Genomic DNA, 19171 nt, shown 5'->3' with positions numbered 1-19171 from the left:
CAAATCCAAAAAAACTGGCGGCGAACAAGAGCTTGACCGTGAGGCGCAAGACAAATACTCTTCGAACGCTTTCACAAAATAATTTGTAATGGGCGGGGACCATGACCGGAAAAACAGTGACGCGAGCAGACCTGGCGGAATCCGTTTTCCGAAAGGTTGGGCTTTCCCGGACAGAATCCGCCGAACTTGTCGAAACCGTCATCGACGAAATCTGCAACGCCATCGTGCGTGGTGAAACCGTCAAGCTTTCTTCCTTCGCCACCTTTCAGGTTCGCGACAAGAACGAGCGGATCGGCCGCAATCCGAAGACCGGCGAGGAGGTTCCGATCTCTCCCCGCCGGGTCATGACCTTCAAGGCATCGAACGTGCTGAAGACGCGCATCCTCAAGGCGCATGTCGCTCGCAAGGTCAAGCTGAAGCCGCAGAATCCGGCTCTCTGATATCGGTCTTCCGCCTGCTCGGAACGGCTTTTTTCTCCCGCATCATCCATCGCCTGTGCGCAACGTCGACACATGACTTGAATTGTCGGCGCCAAACCTTTGAAATATGGTGAGTCGCCGTTGGATCGAGCCTGCGAGGTTGCGTAGCAGTATGACGTTGGACAAGAGCCCCGATGCCTTTCGCACCATCAGCGAAGTCGCAGACGATCTTGATCTGCCGCAGCATGTGCTGCGCTTCTGGGAAACGCGGTTTCCCCAGATAAAGCCGATGAAACGCGGCGGTGGCCGTCGCTACTACCGGCCGGAGGATGTCGACCTTCTCAAGGGCATCCGGCATTTGCTCTATGATCACGGCTATACGATCAAGGGCGTGCAGAAGCTTCTGAAGACCAACGGCAACAAGTTCGTCATATCGGTCGGCCATGGCGATCTCGCCAGCGTCGAGGCGCTTGCCTCGGGCGTGCAGGAGACGGGATCGGGCGAGCCGCGCGTCGGCATGGCCGAGGAGGACCAGATTGTCGGCCGCGCCAAGCCGCCCATCACCCGCCGGTTCTTCAACTTCGTCGCCGGAGACGACGATCAGCCGGAAGTCTCGATCGGCAAGTCGAGCATCGGCAAGGAAGACAGGGCGCTGCTGCAGGAGGCGCTTTACGACCTCCTCGAATGCAAGCGTCTGCTCGATCAGGTGCGTTGAGGAAACACGCCTCAGGCTTCGGCAAGCAGCTTCATGGCCTGTTCGAGCTCGCTGAGCTGGAAAGGTTTGCGCAGCACCGGCAGCGTGCTTGGGGTGCTGCCTTCCGGTGCACTGCCATAGCCCGTCGCATAGAGATAGGGCTTGCCGCGCTCGTCGAGCAGCTTTGCGACCGGCAGCGAACTCCGGCCGGCAAGTGAGACGTCGAGGATGGCGGCGTCGAACTCCGTGTCCTTGGCAGCCGCGAGCGCCCGTTCCAGGTCGGGCGCAGTCGCGCAAACCCGATAGCCGAGATCGCTCAGCATGTCCTCGAGCAGCATGGCGATCAGCGCATCGTCCTCGACGATGAATATGTCTTTCATGATCCCGTCCACCCATTCCCCTTGCTGGGCACGAAGTTTATGTGACCGCTTGTGCAGCTCGTCAAGATGCTGCACGCAGCGGTGGTAAAACCTGTTGCGCAAAAGCCGCGCCGCGGTTTTACGGAACGATATGTGTAACCATAAAAGCCTAAGGCGCGGCAAGCGAATCTGAAAGATCGCGCCGCGCTTTCGAAACAGCATATTGCCCGGCGAAATTCGTTGTGCAAAAGCTGGGATGCCGTTTCAGCGACGGCTACAGCATAATTCCCGAAATCGGAATCGCTTTACGGAAAAAATTATGCAGTAATTCAAAGCGTTGCAGCGTCCTTTTGCGCGCGTCTGAAAGGACGCGCGGCGCTGTGAGAAGGGGTATGGAATGGATTTGCTGAGTGCCACGGATTGGCTGCGTCACAGGCCGGGCTATACCTATCCGCTGGCGGTTGCCTTCGTTGGTCTGACGTTTCTTCTGCGAACTCGCTGCCAGCGATTATCTCTCCGGTTTTCCCTTCCTGAGTTTCCTCCCGGCGATCTTGCTCGCCAGTTTCATCGGCGGCGCAGGACCGGGCCTTCTCGCGGCCATGGTTGCGGCCTTCGTCGTTCAGCAGTTTTTCGTCGAGCCGCATGACGCATTCTGGCCGGTCAGCGCCGGCCAATGGGTTGGCCTTTCGACCTATCTGGTCAATGCCGCGATCATCATCGGACTGATGGAGATGATCATCATCGCCCATGGCAGGCAGAGCCGCCTCCGCTCCGAGCTCAACGGCTTCAACGCGCGCCTGGAGGAGACGGTGGGCGAGCGCACTGCAGCACTCAGACACGAGATGGAAGAGAATGCCGCCGCCCAGGCGCAGGTCCGCCAGCTGCAGAAGATGGAGACGATCGGCCAGCTCACAGGCGGCGTCGCCCATGATTTCAACAACATGCTGGCAATCATCATCGGCAATCTCGATCTTGCCCAGCGGCGCATGACCGGACATGAGGATCCGCGCCTGCTGAACTCCCTTCAGAATGCCAGAGACGGGGCCCAGCGGGCGGCGGTGCTGACCGCGCGTCTTCTCGCCTTCTCGCGCCAGCAGCCGCTCGCCCCGGAGGTGATCGACGTCAACAAGCTGGTCGGCGGCATGTCGGAGTTACTGCGACGCACGCTCGGCGAACATATCCGGATCGAGACCGTGCTCGCCGGCGGCCTCTGGCCGAGCTTTGCCGATTTGAGCCAGCTCGAAAACGCTATGTTGAACCTGGCCGTCAATGCGCGCGACGCCATGCCCGGCGGCGGTCATCTGACGATCGAGACTGCCAATACCGAACTTGATGAGCGATATTCGCGGATGCATTCGGAGGTCGAGGCGGGCCAGTATGTGATGATCAGCATCACCGACACCGGCACCGGCATGTCGCCAGACGTGATCGACCGCGCCTTCGATCCGTTTTACACCACCAAAGGACCCGGCAAGGGCACGGGCCTCGGCCTCAGCCAGGTCTACGGCTACATCAAGCAGAGCGGCGGCCATATCAAGATCTATTCGGAGATCGACCGCGGAACGACGGTAAAGATCTATCTGCCACGCCATGTCGGCAAGGCGGATGCGCGCCTCGCTGCCGCCGGCGCCCAGCCGCTTCCCCAGGGCAGCGTCAACGATACGATCCTGGTGGTGGAGGACGATGAACACGTCCGCACCATGACCGCCGAAAGCCTGCATGAACTCGGTTACACCGTATTGCAGGCGGGAAGCGGCGTGGAGGCGCTTCTCCTTCTCGAGCAGAATTCCGATATCGACCTGATCTTCACCGATATTGTGATGCCGCAGATGAGCGGGCGTCAGCTTGCCGACGCCGTTCAGGAAAAATGGCCAAGAATCCGGATCCTTTACACCACGGGTTACACGCGCAATGCCATCGTCCACAATGGCGTGCTGGATCACGGCGTTTCGCTGCTCGCCAAGCCTTTCAGCCTGGAGCAACTCGCCCATAAGATCCGCGAGCTTTTGAATATGCCGGTGAGGATGGGAGGCGAGGAGGCGTGAAGTCGCGCGACGCGCGTCTCCAGCCTCCCGGTCACCTTATTCAAGAACCTGAATCACGCGGTGCGTCTTCGGCTCGACGATGACGCGCCGCTCGTTGATGACCGTGTAGCCATAGCCGTCGACATTGGGCACGGTATGGATTTCGACGGTATCCGGCAGCGTCGCGCCAACCGTGATCTCACCATCATAGACGACCGATGGCGTGTTTTGCTCCATGACATAAGTGCGCACCTCGCCGGGCAGGACGACGGAGCCGGTTGGTGCGGGATCGGTGATGACGACGGTGCTCTGTGCGAAGGCGGCCGAGCAGATGGTCAGCATGGCGGCCGTAGCCAACATGATCTTGCGCATGGGATGTTCTCCTTTTTAAACCCTGGACATCAAGGCAACGTCGGCCATGCAGCATAGTTCCGCCCTGGCCTGCCGCCTTGGCGGGGGGCGGGCATGCCGATTGTTTGTTGCTAAACGACTTTGTGCACCATACGGTTGAGCTGTCCGAATCATGTTCAGTGCGAGTCTTCCGGTGGCATCAGGGGCGGGCTCTTTACACTTCATTAACCATGTCGGCGGCTTATGTCGGGTGAACGGCCGGGTGGTCGTTGATTCGAAGGTCCGTCGCGTTTCGGTTTGCGAATGGATATCTGGAAAGACGATTGCGGCGGCTCGAGACATGCGCTTGCGGAAGACGATATCGCTGGTGGCAGTGGCGGGCATGATGGCCGGCTGCACGTCGACCGGCGGTGTGCGGCAGCCTTCCGGGCCGGAGACGGTGGCGCCTGAAAAGGCGCTGGTTCTGCCGCCGCCGGGCGGCCCGTCGATTGTCAGCGTCGTCGAGCGCAAGCGTGGCAATGGTGTCGAACAGTCGGTCTCGCTGTTCACGTCCTCCTCGGTGCCCGGCCAGAATTTTCTGAAGATCCAGTTTTTCGGCGCGTCCGGGGCCAATCCCGGAACGGGCAATGCCGGCTTCAGCATGATCAACGAGAGCGCTATTGCCCGCGAAATGGCCCACGCGGCCCCCGGCGTGCCGATGGCGACCTCGGCGACCTTCCTGCAGAACGCTTATGGCCCATTCGGCTATGCCTCAGGCCGAAGCCGCGCCGGCGACGCCTGCATCTTTGCCTGGCAACAGATCCGCTCGAGCACGGCCGCCAATACCCAGGCCCGCAATTTCGGCATGATCCAGCTGCGTCTGCGGCTATGCGATGCGCGCGCATCCGAGCGCCAGCTGCTCGGCATCGTCTACGGCTACACCATATCGGGCACCTTCGACGGCGTGATCTGGAACCCCTATGGCACCCCGCCGCCGGCCGATGCGGCGCTCGGGCGTACCGGCGATCCGATCTATCCCGACGAGGGCGGATATCGCGCCAGCCCGATGCCGATCGGTTATGAGCCGGCGCCTGCCGTCGTCCGCCTGCCGCGCACAGCTCCGCTTCGCAGCGCCCCGAGCGGGCAGCCGGCGCAAGGCGCCGCACCGCTGCCGGCGCCCATCGGCCCGCGGGTGCCGCTGCCGGGCGAGGCGCCACAGACGAGCGCGGCGCCGGAGGCGGCCGGCGCACCGTTGGTACAATCGGCAAGGGCGATCGGCGTCACCGTGCCCTCACCGGACTGCATAGGCGACGCGGCCATGACGGCCGTCTGCCGGAGATAGAGCGTGATGCCGAAGCGGGAGCGGTTTTCGGGCGGCATCCGGTTCTAACTCTTTAATTTGGAACAGGATGATTTGGGCGAGCTGAGCTGAATCATCCTGTTCCAGCAAGGATGCCCGGGTGTCGGACGATGCCTCGGCGGAGCAATTTCGAAGGAACGTCGATGCGCAAAGCCCGCAGCGTCTTCATATGGGCCCTGGTCTCGCTCTGCATGATCGTGCTGATCACCCTGCCGGTTAACCTGCAGACCCAGCTCATCACCAGCATCACGGTTGTCACGGTGATGGCGCTGATCAAGATCCTGAAGGGCGAGGGGACGTGGCGCCTGGTGGCGCTCGCTTTCGGCACGTCGATCGTGCTGCGCTACGTCTATTGGCGCACCACCAACACGTTGCCGCCGGTGAACCAGCCCGAGAATTTCATTCCCGGCCTGCTGCTCTACCTTGCCGAAATGTATAGCGTGGCGATGCTGGCGCTCAGCCTTTTCATCGTCGCCACACCGCTGCCGCCGCGCCCTTCGCGTGCCGCCAATCCCGGGCGTCTGCCCCATGTCGATGTCTTCGTGCCCTCCTACAACGAGGATTCCGGCCTTCTCGGAAACACGCTGGCTGCCGCCAAGGCCATGGACTATCCGGCCGATAAGCTGCATGTCTGGCTGCTCGACGATGGCGGCACCCTGCAAAAACGCAATTCCGGCAAGTTGCTCGAGGCCCAGGCGGCGGCGGCCCGGCACGTCGAACTAAAGCAGCTTTGCCAGGATCTTGACGTCACCTATCTCACGCGTGACCGCAACGAGCATGCCAAGGCGGGCAATCTCAACAACGGCATGAAACATTCGACCGGCGAACTCATCGCCGTCTTCGATGCGGACCACGCGCCGGCCCGCGACTTCCTGCTCGAGACCGTCGGTTATTTCGAAGACGATCCGAAGCTCTTCCTCGTCCAGACCCCGCACTTCTTCATCAATCCGGATCCGTTGGAGCGCAACCTGCGCACGTTCGACAAGATGCCGAGCGAGAACGAGATGTTCTACGGCATCATCCAGCGCGGCCTGGACAAATGGAACGCCGCCTTCTTCTGCGGTTCGGCCGCGGTGCTGAGCCGCAGGGCGCTCGAATCGCAGAACGGCTTTTCCGGCATCAGCATCACCGAGGATTGCGAGACGGCCTTAGCGCTGCATGGCAGCGGCTGGAACAGCATCTATGTCGACAAGCCGCTGATCGCCGGCCTGCAGCCGGCCACCTTCGCAAGCTTCATCGGCCAGCGCAGCCGCTGGGCGCAAGGCATGATGCAGATCCTGCGTTTCCGCTTCCCGCTGCTCAAACGCGGACTGTCGATCCCGCAGCGCCTTTGCTACATGTCCTCGACGCTTTTCTGGCTCTTCCCGTTCCCGCGCACGATCTTTCTGTTTGCGCCACTCTTCTACCTGTTCTTCGATCTGGAGATCTTCACCGCCTCCGGCGGCGAGTTCCTGGCCTACACGTTTGCCTATATGCTGGTGAACCTGATGATGCAGAACTACCTCTACGGGTCGTTCCGCTGGCCGTGGATTTCCGAACTCTACGAATATGTCCAGACGGTGCATCTGCTGCCGGCGGTCGTCTCCGTCATGCTCAATCCGAGGAAGCCGACCTTCAAGGTCACCGCCAAGGACGAATCGATTGCCGTCAGCCGCCTGTCGGAGATCAGCCGCCCGTTCTTCGTCATCTTTGCGGTGCAGATCATCGCGCTCGTCATCACCTTCTACAGAATTTATGCCGAACCCTATAAGGCCGACGTCACGCTCGTCGTCGGCGGGTGGAATGTCATCAACCTGATCATGGCCGGCTGCGCGCTGGGCGTCGTGTCGGAACGCGGCGAGCGCGCCCTGTCCCGCCGCGTCCGCGTCAACCGGCGCTGCGAATTCGGCGCCAACGGCAAATGGTACGCGGCCTCGATCGAGGACGTTTCCGTCCATGGCGCGAGGCTTCACATCTTCAACAAACAGCTTGATGAGATGATCATCGGCGCACCTGCCGAAATGCGCTTCCGGCCCTATAGCGGCGCCGAGCTGGAAACCCTGCCGCTTATCGTCCGCAACATCGAGCCGTCGGGCGATATCAGCAATGTCGGTTGCCAGTATGTGCCGAAAAGTGCCCTCGACCACCGCCTGATCGCCGACCTGATGTTCGCCAATTCCGGCCAGTGGACCGAATTCCAGACCTCGCGCCGCCGCAATCCGGGCCTGATCCGCGGCACCATCTGGTTCCTCGGCCTGTCGCTTTATCAAACCAGCCGCGGCCTCGTTTACCTCTTCCGCAGCATGCGGCCGGAGCGGGAGGCACAGCAGCGGGCGGCAAAGGTCAGTGCCGGATGAAAAGCATCGTCGCCGCTTCGCTTCTCCTGCTGAACGCTTCCGCCTTCGCCCAGGCGCAGACGGCGCCCTTCGACATGTCCGGCGAGCGGCCGCCCGGCGCGTCCGTCGCCCCGAGGCCGACGCCGCCCGCTCCGCCGGTGGCAGCACCGGTGCCCGTCACGCCTGCAGTTTCGGTAACACCCGCACCGGCGACGCCGGCAGCGCCGGCGCCCGTTCCTGCGCCGATCATTGTCCAGCGGCAGCCGGCGCCGGCGCCCCAGCCTGGCGCGGCAGCAAATGCCGCTTCGCAGCCGAGCCCCCGCGAGATCAGGCATTATCTTGTGCCCTTTTCGAAATTCAGCCTCGGCGGCGAATACGACCGCCGCTCATGGTCCGTCTATCTGACGCCCGAGCAGGCGGCGGCCAAGGCAAGTTTCACCTTCGCCTATCAGAATTCGATCGTCGTCGCGCCCGAGGCCTCGGCGCTGACCGTCTATCTCAACAATCGCCCGATCGGCCAGCAGCGCGTCGGCTCGCCGGACGCCCCATCAGCCGTCACATTCGAGGTTCCCTCCGGTCTGCTGCAGCCAGGCGCCAACGTCGTCACCTTCCAGGCCGATCAACGCCATCGCACCGATTGCAGCATTCAATCCACTTATGAACTCTGGTCGAACATCGATCCGGCCGGAACCTATCTGAGCTTCGCCGGCAGGAAGGCCGCGGAACTCTCGAGCGCCGACGCAATTCGCGCCATCGGCGTCGACGGCGCCGGCAGGACCGCGTTCGATATCGTCGTCCCGGCGCTGGAGCAGCCGGGAACCACCGAGCCGCTGCTGCGGCTGGCGCAGGGCCTGTCGGTGCTGAGCAGCATGCCGAACCAGATATTCGCCTTCAGCACTGCCTCGCTTCCGGCCGCCGGTCCCGGCAGGCTCGGCGTGCTCGTCGGCACCGCCGCGGAGCTGCGGCCGCTCTTTCCCGGCCTGCCGCCCGGCGCCGAAAGTGCGCCGCTCGCCGCTTTCGTTACCGATCCGCGCAGCGGCTCGCCCGTGCTTCTGATCAGCGGTCCTTCCTGGCAGGCGGTCTCCTCGGCGATCGATACCATCGTCTCGCCGGTGGACAGGCCCGCCGATGTCCGCCGCGATGTGCTGACCACCGAACGCTGGAGCGCACCGAATGCGCCGCTGATCTTTTCCGATACCAGCATTCCCCTGTCCCAGCTCGGCGTAAAAACCACCGAATTCTCCGGTCGCCGGTTCCGGACCAGCTTCAATGTCGGTGTGCCGGCGGATTTTTATGCCAATGCCTATGGCGAGGCGAAAGTGCTGCTCGACGCCGCCTATACCGATAAGGTTCAGCCGGGCAGCCACATCGATATCTACGTCAACGACAACATCGCCTCCACAGTGCCGCTCACCTCGACGACCGGCGGCATTCTGCGCCATCTGCCGATCCGCGTGACGATGCGTCACTTCAAGCCGGGTCTCAATACGGTGGCAATCGAGGCGATCCTGATGACGAAGGGCGATGCCGCCTGCGCGCCGGGCAGCAGCGCCGATGCGAATGCGCGCTTTGCCCTGTTCGATACCTCCGAATTGCATATCCCGGATTTTGCCCGCGTCGGTCAGCTTCCGAACCTGGCCGCCATGGCCGGCACTGCTTATCCCTATGGTCGGGCCGCCGAGCCGACGCCGCTCTTCATCGATCGTATCGACGCCGACACGCTGTCGGCCGCCGCCACCCTGCTCGGGCAGATGGCGATCATGGCCGGCCATCCGATCGCCGTCGAGAGCGTGGCCTCGCCGAATACGATCGGCGATCGCGACGCCATCTTCATCGGCTCGATCTCGCAGATGCCGGCGACCGCGCTGACGCAGACCAATGTCTCCACGGCGAGCCAGGCCTCGTGGCGTCCCGTGGTCGACGCGCAGCCCGGCGTCGTCGATACCGGCACGGCCTTCGAGGAATGGAACTCCAAGGTCAGCGGCGGTCTGTTGCGCGGACAGATCACCGCCTTCCGCGAATGGGTCGGGCGCAATTTCGATATTACCCGCAGTTCGCTGCAATTCATCCCCGGCGCCGAAGAGATATTCACGCCGCCAAATATGGCCACGCTGCTGGTTGCCCAAGGCTCCAGCCCCGCGGGCGCCGGCGCATGGACCGTGGTGACGGCGCCCTCGGCGAAAGATCTGCGCGAGGGACTGGAGGTCCTGACCGCGCAGGTGAACTGGCCACAGATATCGGGCCACATCACCACCTATTCGAGCAAGACGGCCAAGATCGAGACGGTGCCCGTCACCCGCTTCGATTTCGTGCCCTCCACACCCTGGTCGATCTCCAACTATCGTTTGATCGCCGCCAACTGGCTGTCGACGAACATTCTCTCCTATGCCTTCCTGCTCGTTGCCTTCGTGCTGCTGATCGGCATCAGCACCTCGCGCATGCTGAAAAATCTGGGCCGGTCGAAATGAGGCTGTGGCGCATGCTCCTCGTTGCGGCGACGGCCATGTTCGCCCCCGCAAGCCCGCCGGCCGCCGCGCAGCAGGCGATGATCAATGCCGATGCGTGGTCCGCCTATAAGGCGAAGTTTCTCGATCCGAGCGGCCGCATCATCGATAACGGCAACGGCAATATCAGCCACAGCGAGGGGCAGGGCTATGGCATGCTGCTCGCCTATCTCTCGGCAAGCCCCGCCGATTTCGAGCAGATCTGGTATTTCACCCGCACCGAACTGCTGTTGCGCGACGATGGCCTGGCCGTGTGGAAATGGGATCCGAACGTCAAGCCGCACGTGACGGACACCAACAATGCCACGGATGGCGACATGCTGATCGCCTATGCGCTGGCGCTTGCCGGCACTGCGTGGAACCGCAATGACTATATCCTGGCCGCCTCCCGCATGGCCCAGGCGCTGCTCGCCAAAACAGTCGCGCGCTCGGCCGGCCAAATGCTGCTGCTGCCGGGCAGCGAGGGTTTTACCGCCGCTTACCGCAAAGACGGCCCCGTCATCAACCCCTCCTACTGGATCTATGAGGCAATTCCGGTGATGGCCGCACTTGCCCCGTCGGATGCCTGGCAAGAACTGTCGGATGATGGCGTGGCATTGTTGAAGACGATGCAGTTCGGTCCGCGCAAGCTTCCTGCCGAATGGGTCAGCCTCAACGGCCCGCCGCGGCCGGCGGAGGGTTTCGACGCCGAATTCGCCTATAACGCCCTTCGCATTCCGCTCTATCTCGCGCGCGGCGGCATCACGGACAAGGCGCTGCTGACCCGCCTGCGAAAGGGCATGTCGCAGGATGGCATTCCAGCCACCATCGATCTGACCACCGGCCGGCCGAAGACCGTGTTGTCCGATCCCGGTTATAGAATTGTTAACGATGTTGTGGCCTGTGTAGTCGACGGGACCAAGCTGCCGGTCTCCGCCCTGCAATTTGCGCCCGCACTCTATTATCCGTCCACGCTTCAACTGCTGGGGCTGGCCTATATTGGGGAGAAGCATCCGGAGTGTCTGTGAAATCTTCTCTCGTGGCGATTTCAGCGGCAGCCGTGGTGGCGACCCTCGTCACCGGGCTGAAGGATCGCGCCACCCTGCAGGAAAGGTTCGGCATCCCCGCCGTCAAGCCGGCGCCGGAGCTGATGATGATGGGCCGCATCAAGCCGTCCGACGCTCCTGCCGGCAATCCCGACTTCAATGCCGAGGCCGTCGCCGACAAGATCGAGGCGATCACCTCTCCGCAACCACCCGCACCGGACACGCCTGAGCCGAACGCCGCAAAAGAGCCGCCTGCAGCGCCGCAATCCGAGGCGCCTCAGACAGCCGGTGAACCGGCGCCGGTCCCTCCGGCGATCGTCACCGAGCCGCCGGCGCCGCAACAGGCGGCAGCGCGGCCGCAGCCTGACGTCGATGAAAGCGCGCTTCGCTATTTTGCCAGCCGCGGCGACAAAGTACGCCTGCAGGCTGAAATCTCCCGCTTGCAGGCGCTTTATCCGAACTGGGTTCCGCCGGCCGATCCGCTCGCCGTGCCGCAAAACGGCGACAAGCAGCTCGAAGCCATGTGGAAGCTCTATTCCGATGGACGCTATGCGGAGCTGCGCAAGGCGATCGCCGACCGGCAGGCCGCCGATGCCGGCTGGCAGCCGCCGACCGATCTGCTCGATCGGCTTGATGTCGCCGAAGCCCGCGCCCGTCTCATCAACGCGTCGGATCTCAAGCAATATGCGACCGTGGTCGATATTGGCGCCGCGACGCCGAGCCTGCTGACCTGCAGCGAGGTCGATGTTCTCTGGCGCGTCGCCGAAGCCTTCGTTCGCACGGAGCGATCGCAGCGTGGCCAAGATGCCTATGCCTATATACTGAAGAATTGCGGCGATCCGGCCGAACGGCGGGCGACGGTCGAAAAGGCCTCGACGCTGCTTGACTATCAGCCCATGCAGGCGCTGCTTGGGCTGGAGAAGCCCGCTGCCGACGGCGGCAAGGAATTTGACGCGATCCGCGACAATCTCGCCCGACGCTTCGTGGCCGAGAGCAATGACGATCCGAAGCTTGCCATTGCGCCCAGTTACATCGCCCGCCTCGAAAAGCTGGCCGAAAGCGAAGGTCTCGCCTCCGATGCGCTGCTGCTCGGCTGGTACCAGCTTCGCCGCAACAACCCTGCCGATGCCGAGACGTGGTTTCGCGCCGCCCGAGCCAAGGAGGAAACGGCCGTCGCTTCGCAAGGCTTGGCGCTGGTGCTGATCGCACGCAGGGCGCCTCAGGAGGCCGAGGACGTGATGTTCCGCTGGCGCGCCGATTCCGACGATGCGACATCGACCTATCTTGCCGCAACCGCCAATCTGATGGCGCTGCAGCCGCCTGCCGATCTCACCGAAGAGGTGTTGCACCGCGTCGCCGCCGAGGTCATCGCCCGCAAATATGTGCCGACGGCGCAGCAGTTCGGCTGGTATGCACGCTCTCTCAACCAGTTCCAGACCGCCGCGCGCTGGTTCGAAACCGCGCTTGCCTGGAAACCGGACGACGAACCGTCCGCCTATGGCCTTGCCGTCACCCGGGAGCAGCTGAACGACCGTAAGGGCGTGCTCGACCTCCAGCGCGCCTGGGCCGGCCGGTCGGCGCGCATCGCCAATCTCGAAGAGACGCGGGTGTCGAATGCCGGCGCGCAGCCGGCAAAGCCGCCGCTTGCCCCGCAGCAGCCGGTTCAGCCGGCAGAGCCGCCGCAGCCCTCGGCCGCTTCAGCGCAGCCGGAGCCGGAAGTCTCCGTTCGCGTCGCAAGGCCGGCGATGCAGACGGTAGCGGTTGAGCGCGGTCCGCGCCGGGCGCGGGGCTGCTCGACGACCATCGACGCGGGACAACTCGGGCCGTCCGAGGCGCTGTCGCGCGGCTGGTGCCTGATGGAGATCAATCGGCCGATGGAAGCGATCCCGGCCTTCGAGACGGCGTTGCAGAGCCCGGTCCGCAAGATCCGCGAAGACGCGGCCTATGGCCAGAGCCTTGCCTATCTGCGCGCCGGTCTTTCCAGCAATGCCGCCGTCGCGGCAACCAAGGCGCCGCAAAGCCGCCAGCGCGCTGCCGAACTGCAGGTGGCGATCCTCGCTGATCGGGCGCTGCAGGCCTTCGACGCCGGCCGTTATCGCGAGACCCTCATCTATCTCGATCAGCGCGCCCAGCTGCAGCAGGAGCGCATCGATCTGATGGTTCTGCGCGGCTACAGCTATCTCAATCTGAAAATGTACGATGATGCGGGCCGCATCTTTGAAGCGGCCGCTGTGACCGGCAACCGCGACGCTACCCGCGGCCTCGCCGATCTGCGGAAGATCACCCATCCCGACGTCAACGACTGACATTGACGCCGCCGCCACTCTCCGCTACTCGCCTGCCTACCCCCTCGCGCCCGCAAGGAACACCCCCGTGCCCGCACTTCATGACGTCCTCGACCGCGCCTATGACGCCTTCCTCTTCGATATGGATGGAACGCTGCTGAATTCCATTGCCGTCGTCGAACGCGTCTGGAGCGAATGGGCAAGGCGCCATGGTCTCGAGCCGGAGGTCTTCCTGAAGACGATCCACGGCATCCGTGCCTCCGACGTGATCCGCGGGCTCGGCCTGCCGGGCGTCGATCCGGCCCACGAGGCGGATCTGCTGCTGGCCGAGGAGATGGAGGATGTGTCCGGCATCGTCGAGATCCCGGACGCCGTTCGCTTCCTGAATGCCATTCCCGAAGACCGATGGGCGATCGTCACTTCGGCGCCGATCGAGCTCGCCAGGCGCCGCATGGCTGCCGCCGGCATCCCGATGCCGAAGGTCATGGTCAGCGGTGGAGAGGTCAAATCCGGCAAGCCCAGCCCCGAAGGTTATCTGCTCGGCGCCAGCCGCCTCGGTGTCGATCCCGCCAGATGCCTGGTCTTTGAAGATGCCGTCGCCGGCATCCTCGCCGGCGAGGCGGCTGGCGCCCACGTCACCGTCATCACCGAAACTCACGCCACGCCCTTCGAAACCCCGCATTTTTCGATTGCCAACTATCAGGCGTGGCAGCCCCGCCAGACCGCCGAAGGCCGGCTGAAGATCGTCGCGATCTGATTGTTGTCAGCCGAACTGCTTCCTTTTTGTGGGAGGCAGGTTTTTTCCGCTTGCATTGCACGCGCCGAAAAACTAAACGAAGCAAGCCGTTTCGGCAGGTCGGGGCGTAGCGCAGCCCGGTAGCGCACTTGACTGGGGGTCAAGGGGTCGCTGGTTCGAGTCCAGTCGCCCCGACCATTTATCCCCTTGAAATCCCAGTCAGAATATCACTTTTAGCGGTGGGCGCCGCAGGCGTGGCTGCAGGAGAGGACGTCGGCCGTCAGTGCGGTTTCTGCGCGATTGCGATCATCGATTTCGCCAGGAGCGGGATCCTCCCGACATATTCGAAGTCGACGTCTTCGAAACCGGTTTCATGTAACAGCGTGCTGAGCGTTTCCGGCGACCAGAATTTGATATGACCGTGATCCTTCAGCGGCATGAAATGGTCATCCATCTTTCCGCTCACGGCGAGCGCCAGATTTTTCCAGTAACCGTGAAAAGGCGTCGAGACGACGGCGATGCCGCCCGGTTTTACCAGATCGTACATGGTCGCCGTGAAAGCCTTGGGGTCGTATACATGCTCCACCACCTCCAGGCTGATCACCGCATCGAAAGTCCCGTAGCGGCTGGAAAGATCTTCGTATCCGGAGCCGAGTTCCAGCGGAAGATCGGGATGAACCGCTTTCGCCTTGGCGATGCCGTCCTCCGACGGATCGACGCCGACGACATCGTAGCCTTTCGCCGCCAGCACGGAGGCAGCCCCGCCGGTGCCGCAACCGAGGTCGAAGACCGCTGTTTCGTTTGCCGCGTGGAAACTGTTTTCAAGAACATCGACGACGGTCGGCAAGATATAGGAATGAGCGGTCGCCGGCTTGGCGTGGACATAGGTAGTAGCGTCCAGTTCGATAGACATTTCACCTCCTGAAAAAGTGGGCCCGCCGAGACAATGGTACGGCGGAGTTTGACGGGAGTGTGGTGCCGTTGTGGTATTAAGGTGATTAACGCCCGAGGCCGTTCGCGCCGGCAGTCGATTGACGGTCCGATACAGATCGGCCGGCGTCCTTAACGCCCTCTTCATCATATTGCGACGGATGGTGACGCGAGCACCCGAAGCCGATTGACAGGGTGCCGAGAAGGTGCTGAAAACGAGCGAAATCCGGATCCGTCGGATTGCGGCGGAATAAATGGCCGATCTGCCGGCTTCGGTGGCTATTCAAAGTAAATGGCGCGAGCAAATGCCTCCTTAAATGGGGTGGTTGCAAATAATTATTTCGGCTATTTTTGGGAATCCGTCGGCCGGGTGGGTGGATAGTTGTTTTATTGTTAAGGCTATACACGATTTTGCGACAAGCGGTTCGGTTTCTTGCTTGAAAAATCTCAAACCGCTTCGCAAGTTTCGTAAATGCGTGTAGATTATCATGATCCTTGTCACAGATAGCCTGGTGCGAGCCCATGCCGGATATGAACCAGAATCTAACTTGCAGGCAGGCTCTTGCCAGTGCGTTCCAGGCTCTGACGGACGAAGCGGTCAAGGCCGGCTGGCCGGAGGGCGACGTTGCTCTCGCGCTTGCCGAACTCGCCGAGGAGCGGGTGGTCGAGATGACCGCCAAGGTGATCCTGGAAGGCTCCATGCACCCGCAGATCATGGCCGTTGGTGGCCGCAGCAGATGAGCACGAAGCCACCGGAAGGCTGTGCCGTTTCGCTATTTTCTCACAGATATTCGACGGCGTCCCAGACGGTGGAAACGATCAGACTGCTGCTTGGAGAATGGACTCGGACGGGGGAGGGAAAGCGTTTTTCACTCACGATTCGTCCTCGCTGATTCCTGCTGCAAAACCCGGCGGTAACGCGCGGGACAAAATATCGTTCCACTGGAATTTGCGCAGTTGCTAAAGTTCTGAGCCACGCGCATAATCAGTTTATAGCCGGTTGCGGAGGGCGTCCGGCGATGCAAGCGTGACGGCGTTTGCCCTCGGAGGGAAGTGCGGCGTGATGTTACGGTCATCAATTCATCCGCATGATTTACCGCTCTTTTCGGAAGATCTCGATCTGCTTTCGCAAGTGCTGGACAAGGTCTGTGTCGAACGCGGGCTTGTCAGAACGGCGCCGGAGGCCGAGCGGATCGGTGCGGTCATCATTCAGCTCTACAGGCAGGGCGTGAGAGACAGCGGCAAACTCGCCGACCTTGCCAAGACCTATCTCTGACACTCGGGTTTCGTGCTTGATTTAAAGCATGTCGCGCAAAAGTGTGCCGCGGTTTTGCGCCAACGACATGCGTAAAAACAAAGAGCTAAAGCGCGCAAGGAGCGAACCTGAAGGATCGCGACGCGCTTTAGGGCAGGGCGACGGTTCTGTTTCGTCAATCATCATTGGCGGCGTTGAGATTTTCCGGCCGGATGCCGTCATCGCTTGACGTGCGTGCCCGCAGCCGGATGCCGGGGCCACCTTCATCCTGATTGCCGCTCGACAGGAAGATGATGCCGTGCGCCTCGAGCGTGCTGCGCACGTCGAACAGCGCGTGCGGCTCGCCCGCAAAATCGCCTTTTTCCAACGCCGTCACCGTCTCGACCGGCAGGCCGCTTGCGGCGGCGAGCTCTTCGATGCTCATTCCGATCATGGCGCGCGCGCCGCGTATCTGCGTTGCTGTTATCATGGCGGAAAATCTAGCGCATTTGCAGCGCTTCTCAAGTGTCCCGGCGCACTGGACTGACCGTATTGACACGGCGATTATGCCGAAGAACGTCTTCTCTCATAGGTTGGCGCCGAGCGCCGTGCATTCGCGCGCTGACGGGAAACCTGCCTCGACAATGGCTGGATCGGTACGGTAGAGTATTTCTTCCCGCCTTCTGGCGCGGCTCCCTGCTTCCAGGCAGGAGCGCCATGCCGGCGGCGCGCGTCTTAGAATATGGGCGGACCCGGCAAAAAGCGGAGCCAGTGTCATGAGCTTTACGGCGCCGTCACCATTAGCCAGATCCCTCATAGATCCGCATGGCATAGGCGGCGGAGCCGTCCCGTTCGAATTCGGAAAAGCCAAGGTGGCGGTAGAAACCTCTAGCGCGTTCGTTGTTAGGATCGACACCGAGATGCACAGCTCCGACCCCATGATTGCGAAGCGCTTCAAGCTCGGTGCTGATCATTCTGCGCCCCCAGCCGCCTGCCTGAAGTCCGGGAAGAATGTTGATGTGAAGATGGGCGGGATAATCGTCTTGAAGCCAAACCGTTCCGCTGCGCGGATTTTGAATGCGTTCCATCACGTCGGCATCGCGCGCGCAGGTGGGCGTCAGTCCCGCGGTCTGCCGGCGGACCAACGGCCACCAGTGTGCTTCCAGTTCTTTGTCGAACTCGATGGTATCGGGCACCCCGACGACATAGCCGACCGGCCGGTCGCCCTGAACGAGAACAAAGGCAAAGCCTTTGGCGAACTTGAGATAGGGTACCGACCAGATGTAGCCGGGCAGATGCGGGTCGCTGTAAAGGGCGCTGGCATCGTGACCGCCATTCGCGGTCCTCAGGCAGATGTCAAAAAAGGCTTCAGTATCCGCTTCAATCGCGGGACGGATGAAGCAACTGGTGTCCATCACTTTGCCACCTCCTGCGTGGCGCTTTGTCATTTGAGGTCGCGAGAGGAGCTGATGCACTGACGATTACCTCAGATTCGCCCGCCAGGCAAAGCTCTGGGGGAAGAAAACGCTCGGCCGGTGCCTGGAGCAAGGCCTGAGCGGGGAGTGGAGAATAAACCAAGTGAGGTGGAGCAGATGAACAGAACCGTGAAATCGATCAGCATACTGCCGGCATACCGATTGAAAGCAGCCGTCGCGCTTGCCGGCGCGGCGCTGGTGAGTTTTGGCCTTTCCGCCGCCCGTGCCGACGATCTGGCCGTGTGGGACGACCAGACCTTTGAAGGTCAGAGCGCGGTCATAGAGCAACTGAACAAGGACTTCGAAGCCGCGCATCCCGGTGTCACGATCAAGCGCACCGCCCGCACCTTCGATGACATGAAGCTGACGCTGAAGCTTGCGGTCTCGGCCGGCGACGGCCCTGTCGTCACCAAGGTCAACCAGGGCGCCGGCGACATGGGCGCGATGGTCAAGGAAGGATTGCTCCTGCCGGTTGACGAGTACATCAAGAAATATGGCTGGGATAAGCGGCAGTCGGATTCCGTGCTTGCCAGAGACCGCTGGGAGGGGGCGAAATTCGGGGTCGGCAAGACCTACGGCATATCGGGTCTCGCCGAGATCGTCGGCCTTTATTACAATAAGAAGATCCTCGACGACGCGGGCGTGGCGCTGCCGCAGACCTTCGACGAGCTGTTGGCCGCTCTCGACAAGCTCAAGGAAAAAGGCGTCGCGCCCTTCATGATGGGCTCGGCCAAACAGCATCTCGCCCTGCACATGATCGGCGCCATCGATCAAGCCCATATCGACGCGGCCAATCGCGCCGAGCTTGATGACCTGATTTACGGCAAAGGCGGCTCCTGGAACACCAAGGGGAATATCGAATCGGCCAAACTCGTGCAGCAATGGGCGCAGGGCGGCTACTTTTATCCCGGCTTCGAGGGCATCTCGGGTGATGACGCTGTCCAGCTGTTCATATCAGGGCAGGGCGCATTCCTGATCTCCGGGACTTGGTACTTCGGCGACATGCAAAACAATCCGGATATCGGCTTCATGGCCATTCCCGCCCCGAAGGGTATTTCCAAGCCGATGAGCGTCGGCGGCGTGGATCTTGCCTGGGCGATAACCAGCCTCGCCAAAGACAAGGCGAAGCAGGACCTGGCCGGCGAGTATATCGACTATATGGTATCCGAAAAGGCCGCTGAACGCTGGGCGAATGCCGGCTATCTCCCCGCCACATCGCTCCCGGCGGATGCAAAGCCCAAGCTCACGCCGCTCCTGACCTCCGGCATCGAGATGTGGAAGACCCTCAATGCCAACGATGCGCTCGGCCACTACCCCGATTGGTCGAGCCCGACGATGCTGAAGACAATCGACGACAATACGCCGCTTCTCTTGTCCGGCAAGATCACGCCCGAAGCCTTTGTCGATGCCATGGACAAGGACTATCAGGCCTATTTGAAGGATAAGAAATAAGGAATGCGGGCGCCGGTCACGACGGCCCC

General features: G+C 62.1%; 16 protein-coding genes, 1 tRNA gene and 2 pseudogenes. 13 read left to right on the top strand and 6 right to left on the bottom strand.

The genetic code is table 11. The features are described 5' to 3' along the window. Positions 1–101 precede the first annotated feature (101 nt). Complete coding sequence (locus MHI61_RS15780) at positions 102–440, top strand: integration host factor subunit alpha (RefSeq protein WP_064682168.1); 339 nt, start codon at positions 102–104, stop codon at positions 438–440. 151 nt (positions 441–591) lie between these two features. Further along, a complete protein-coding gene (locus MHI61_RS15775) occupies positions 592–1134 on the top strand; it encodes a MerR family transcriptional regulator (RefSeq protein WP_064682169.1) in 543 nt (180 codons plus the stop codon). Positions 1135–1145: 11 nt separating this feature from the next. Here the strand turns inward: MHI61_RS15775 and MHI61_RS15770 are convergent, their stop codons facing one another. Beyond that, positions 1146–1493 (bottom strand): response regulator, encoded by a 348-nt coding sequence (locus tag MHI61_RS15770; protein WP_097581670.1) that lies wholly within the window; start codon positions 1491–1493, stop codon positions 1146–1148. Positions 1494–1869: 376 nt separating this feature from the next. On the opposite strand from MHI61_RS15770, the pseudogene MHI61_RS15765 reads away from it, so the two are divergent. After that, positions 1870–3517 (top strand): annotated as a pseudogene (locus tag MHI61_RS15765) (ATP-binding protein). A 36-nt stretch (positions 3518–3553) separates the two neighbouring features. Here MHI61_RS15765 and MHI61_RS15760 read toward each other — a convergent pair. After that, entirely contained in the window at positions 3554–3868 is a 315-nt protein-coding gene (locus MHI61_RS15760) for a DUF1236 domain-containing protein (RefSeq protein ID WP_010031115.1), read from the bottom strand. Positions 3869–4187: 319 nt separating this feature from the next. Between MHI61_RS15760 and bcsN the strand changes: the two genes are divergently transcribed. The 7 genes from bcsN (at position 4188) to MHI61_RS15725 (ending at position 14249) form a co-directional block, all read left to right on the top strand. Beyond that, positions 4188–5168: a cellulose biosynthesis protein BcsN gene (gene bcsN, locus MHI61_RS15755; RefSeq protein ID WP_239792643.1), complete on the top strand. Its 981-nt coding sequence runs from the start codon at positions 4188–4190 to the stop codon at positions 5166–5168. 161 nt (positions 5169–5329) lie between these two features. After that, positions 5330–7522 carry a UDP-forming cellulose synthase catalytic subunit gene (gene bcsA / locus MHI61_RS15750; protein ID WP_239792642.1) on the top strand — a complete coding sequence of 731 codons (2193 nt, stop codon included), beginning with the start codon at positions 5330–5332 and terminating at the stop codon, positions 7520–7522. Then, positions 7519–9969 carry a cellulose biosynthesis cyclic di-GMP-binding regulatory protein BcsB gene (locus MHI61_RS15745; RefSeq protein WP_239792641.1) on the top strand — a complete coding sequence of 817 codons (2451 nt, stop codon included), beginning with the start codon at positions 7519–7521 and terminating at the stop codon, positions 9967–9969. Before bcsA ends, MHI61_RS15745 begins: the two co-directional genes overlap by 4 nt. Next, positions 9966–11012, top strand: a complete 1047-nt coding sequence (locus MHI61_RS15740; protein ID WP_239792640.1) for a glycosyl hydrolase family 8 — start codon at positions 9966–9968, stop codon at positions 11010–11012. The genes MHI61_RS15745 and MHI61_RS15740 overlap by 4 nt, the downstream gene beginning before the upstream one ends. After that, positions 11009–13336: a cellulose synthase gene (locus MHI61_RS15735; protein ID WP_239792639.1), complete on the top strand. Its 2328-nt coding sequence runs from the start codon at positions 11009–11011 to the stop codon at positions 13334–13336. Before MHI61_RS15740 ends, MHI61_RS15735 begins: the two co-directional genes overlap by 4 nt. Positions 13337–13403: 67 nt before the next feature. Further along, on the top strand, positions 13404–14072 hold the full coding sequence (locus MHI61_RS15730) for an HAD family hydrolase (RefSeq protein ID WP_239792638.1): 669 nt from the start codon (positions 13404–13406) through the stop codon (positions 14070–14072). A gap of 100 nt (positions 14073–14172) precedes the next feature. Further along, a tRNA-Pro gene (locus MHI61_RS15725) sits at positions 14173–14249 on the top strand. 82 nt (positions 14250–14331) lie between these two features. Here the strand turns inward: MHI61_RS15725 and MHI61_RS15720 are convergent. After that, complete coding sequence (locus tag MHI61_RS15720) at positions 14332–14964, bottom strand: class I SAM-dependent methyltransferase (RefSeq protein ID WP_239792637.1); 633 nt, start codon at positions 14962–14964, stop codon at positions 14332–14334. A gap of 539 nt (positions 14965–15503) precedes the next feature. On the opposite strand from MHI61_RS15720, the gene MHI61_RS15715 reads away from it, so the two are divergent. Then, a complete protein-coding gene (locus tag MHI61_RS15715) occupies positions 15504–15722 on the top strand; it encodes a hypothetical protein (protein ID WP_239792636.1) in 219 nt (72 codons plus the stop codon). A 43-nt stretch (positions 15723–15765) separates the two neighbouring features. On the opposite strand, the pseudogene MHI61_RS15710 reads toward MHI61_RS15715, so the two are convergent. Continuing rightward, positions 15766–15858, bottom strand: a pseudogene (locus MHI61_RS15710) (DUF982 domain-containing protein); the annotation flags it as partial. Positions 15859–16044: 186 nt separating this feature from the next. Between MHI61_RS15710 and MHI61_RS15705 the strand changes: the two are divergent. Continuing rightward, positions 16045–16257: a hypothetical protein gene (locus tag MHI61_RS15705; protein WP_097581654.1), complete on the top strand. Its 213-nt coding sequence runs from the start codon at positions 16045–16047 to the stop codon at positions 16255–16257. A gap of 154 nt (positions 16258–16411) precedes the next feature. Here MHI61_RS15705 and MHI61_RS15700 read toward each other — a convergent pair whose 3' ends face one another. Together MHI61_RS15700 and MHI61_RS15690 are read right to left on the bottom strand one after the other, a co-directional pair. After that, positions 16412–16705, bottom strand: coding sequence for a helix-turn-helix domain-containing protein (locus MHI61_RS15700; RefSeq protein WP_239792635.1), 294 nt, complete (start codon positions 16703–16705; stop codon positions 16412–16414). Positions 16706–17015: 310 nt separating this feature from the next. Next, a complete protein-coding gene (locus tag MHI61_RS15690) occupies positions 17016–17630 on the bottom strand; it encodes a GNAT family N-acetyltransferase (protein ID WP_239792849.1) in 615 nt (204 codons plus the stop codon). Between the two features lie 177 nt (positions 17631–17807). Between MHI61_RS15690 and MHI61_RS15685 the strand changes: the two genes are divergently transcribed. Then, the gene (locus MHI61_RS15685; RefSeq protein ID WP_239792634.1) at positions 17808–19142 is read left to right on the top strand and encodes an extracellular solute-binding protein; all 1335 of its coding nucleotides are present in this window, start codon (positions 17808–17810) and stop codon (positions 19140–19142) included. The last annotated feature ends 29 nt before the right edge of the window (positions 19143–19171 follow it).

The sequence above is a fragment of the Rhizobium sp. K102 genome (assembly GCF_022385315.1).
Classification (GTDB): Bacteria; Pseudomonadota; Alphaproteobacteria; order Rhizobiales; family Rhizobiaceae; genus Rhizobium; species Rhizobium croatiense.
Note: the sequence above shows the minus strand (reverse complement) of the source record. Positions and strands in the feature narration are given on the sequence as shown.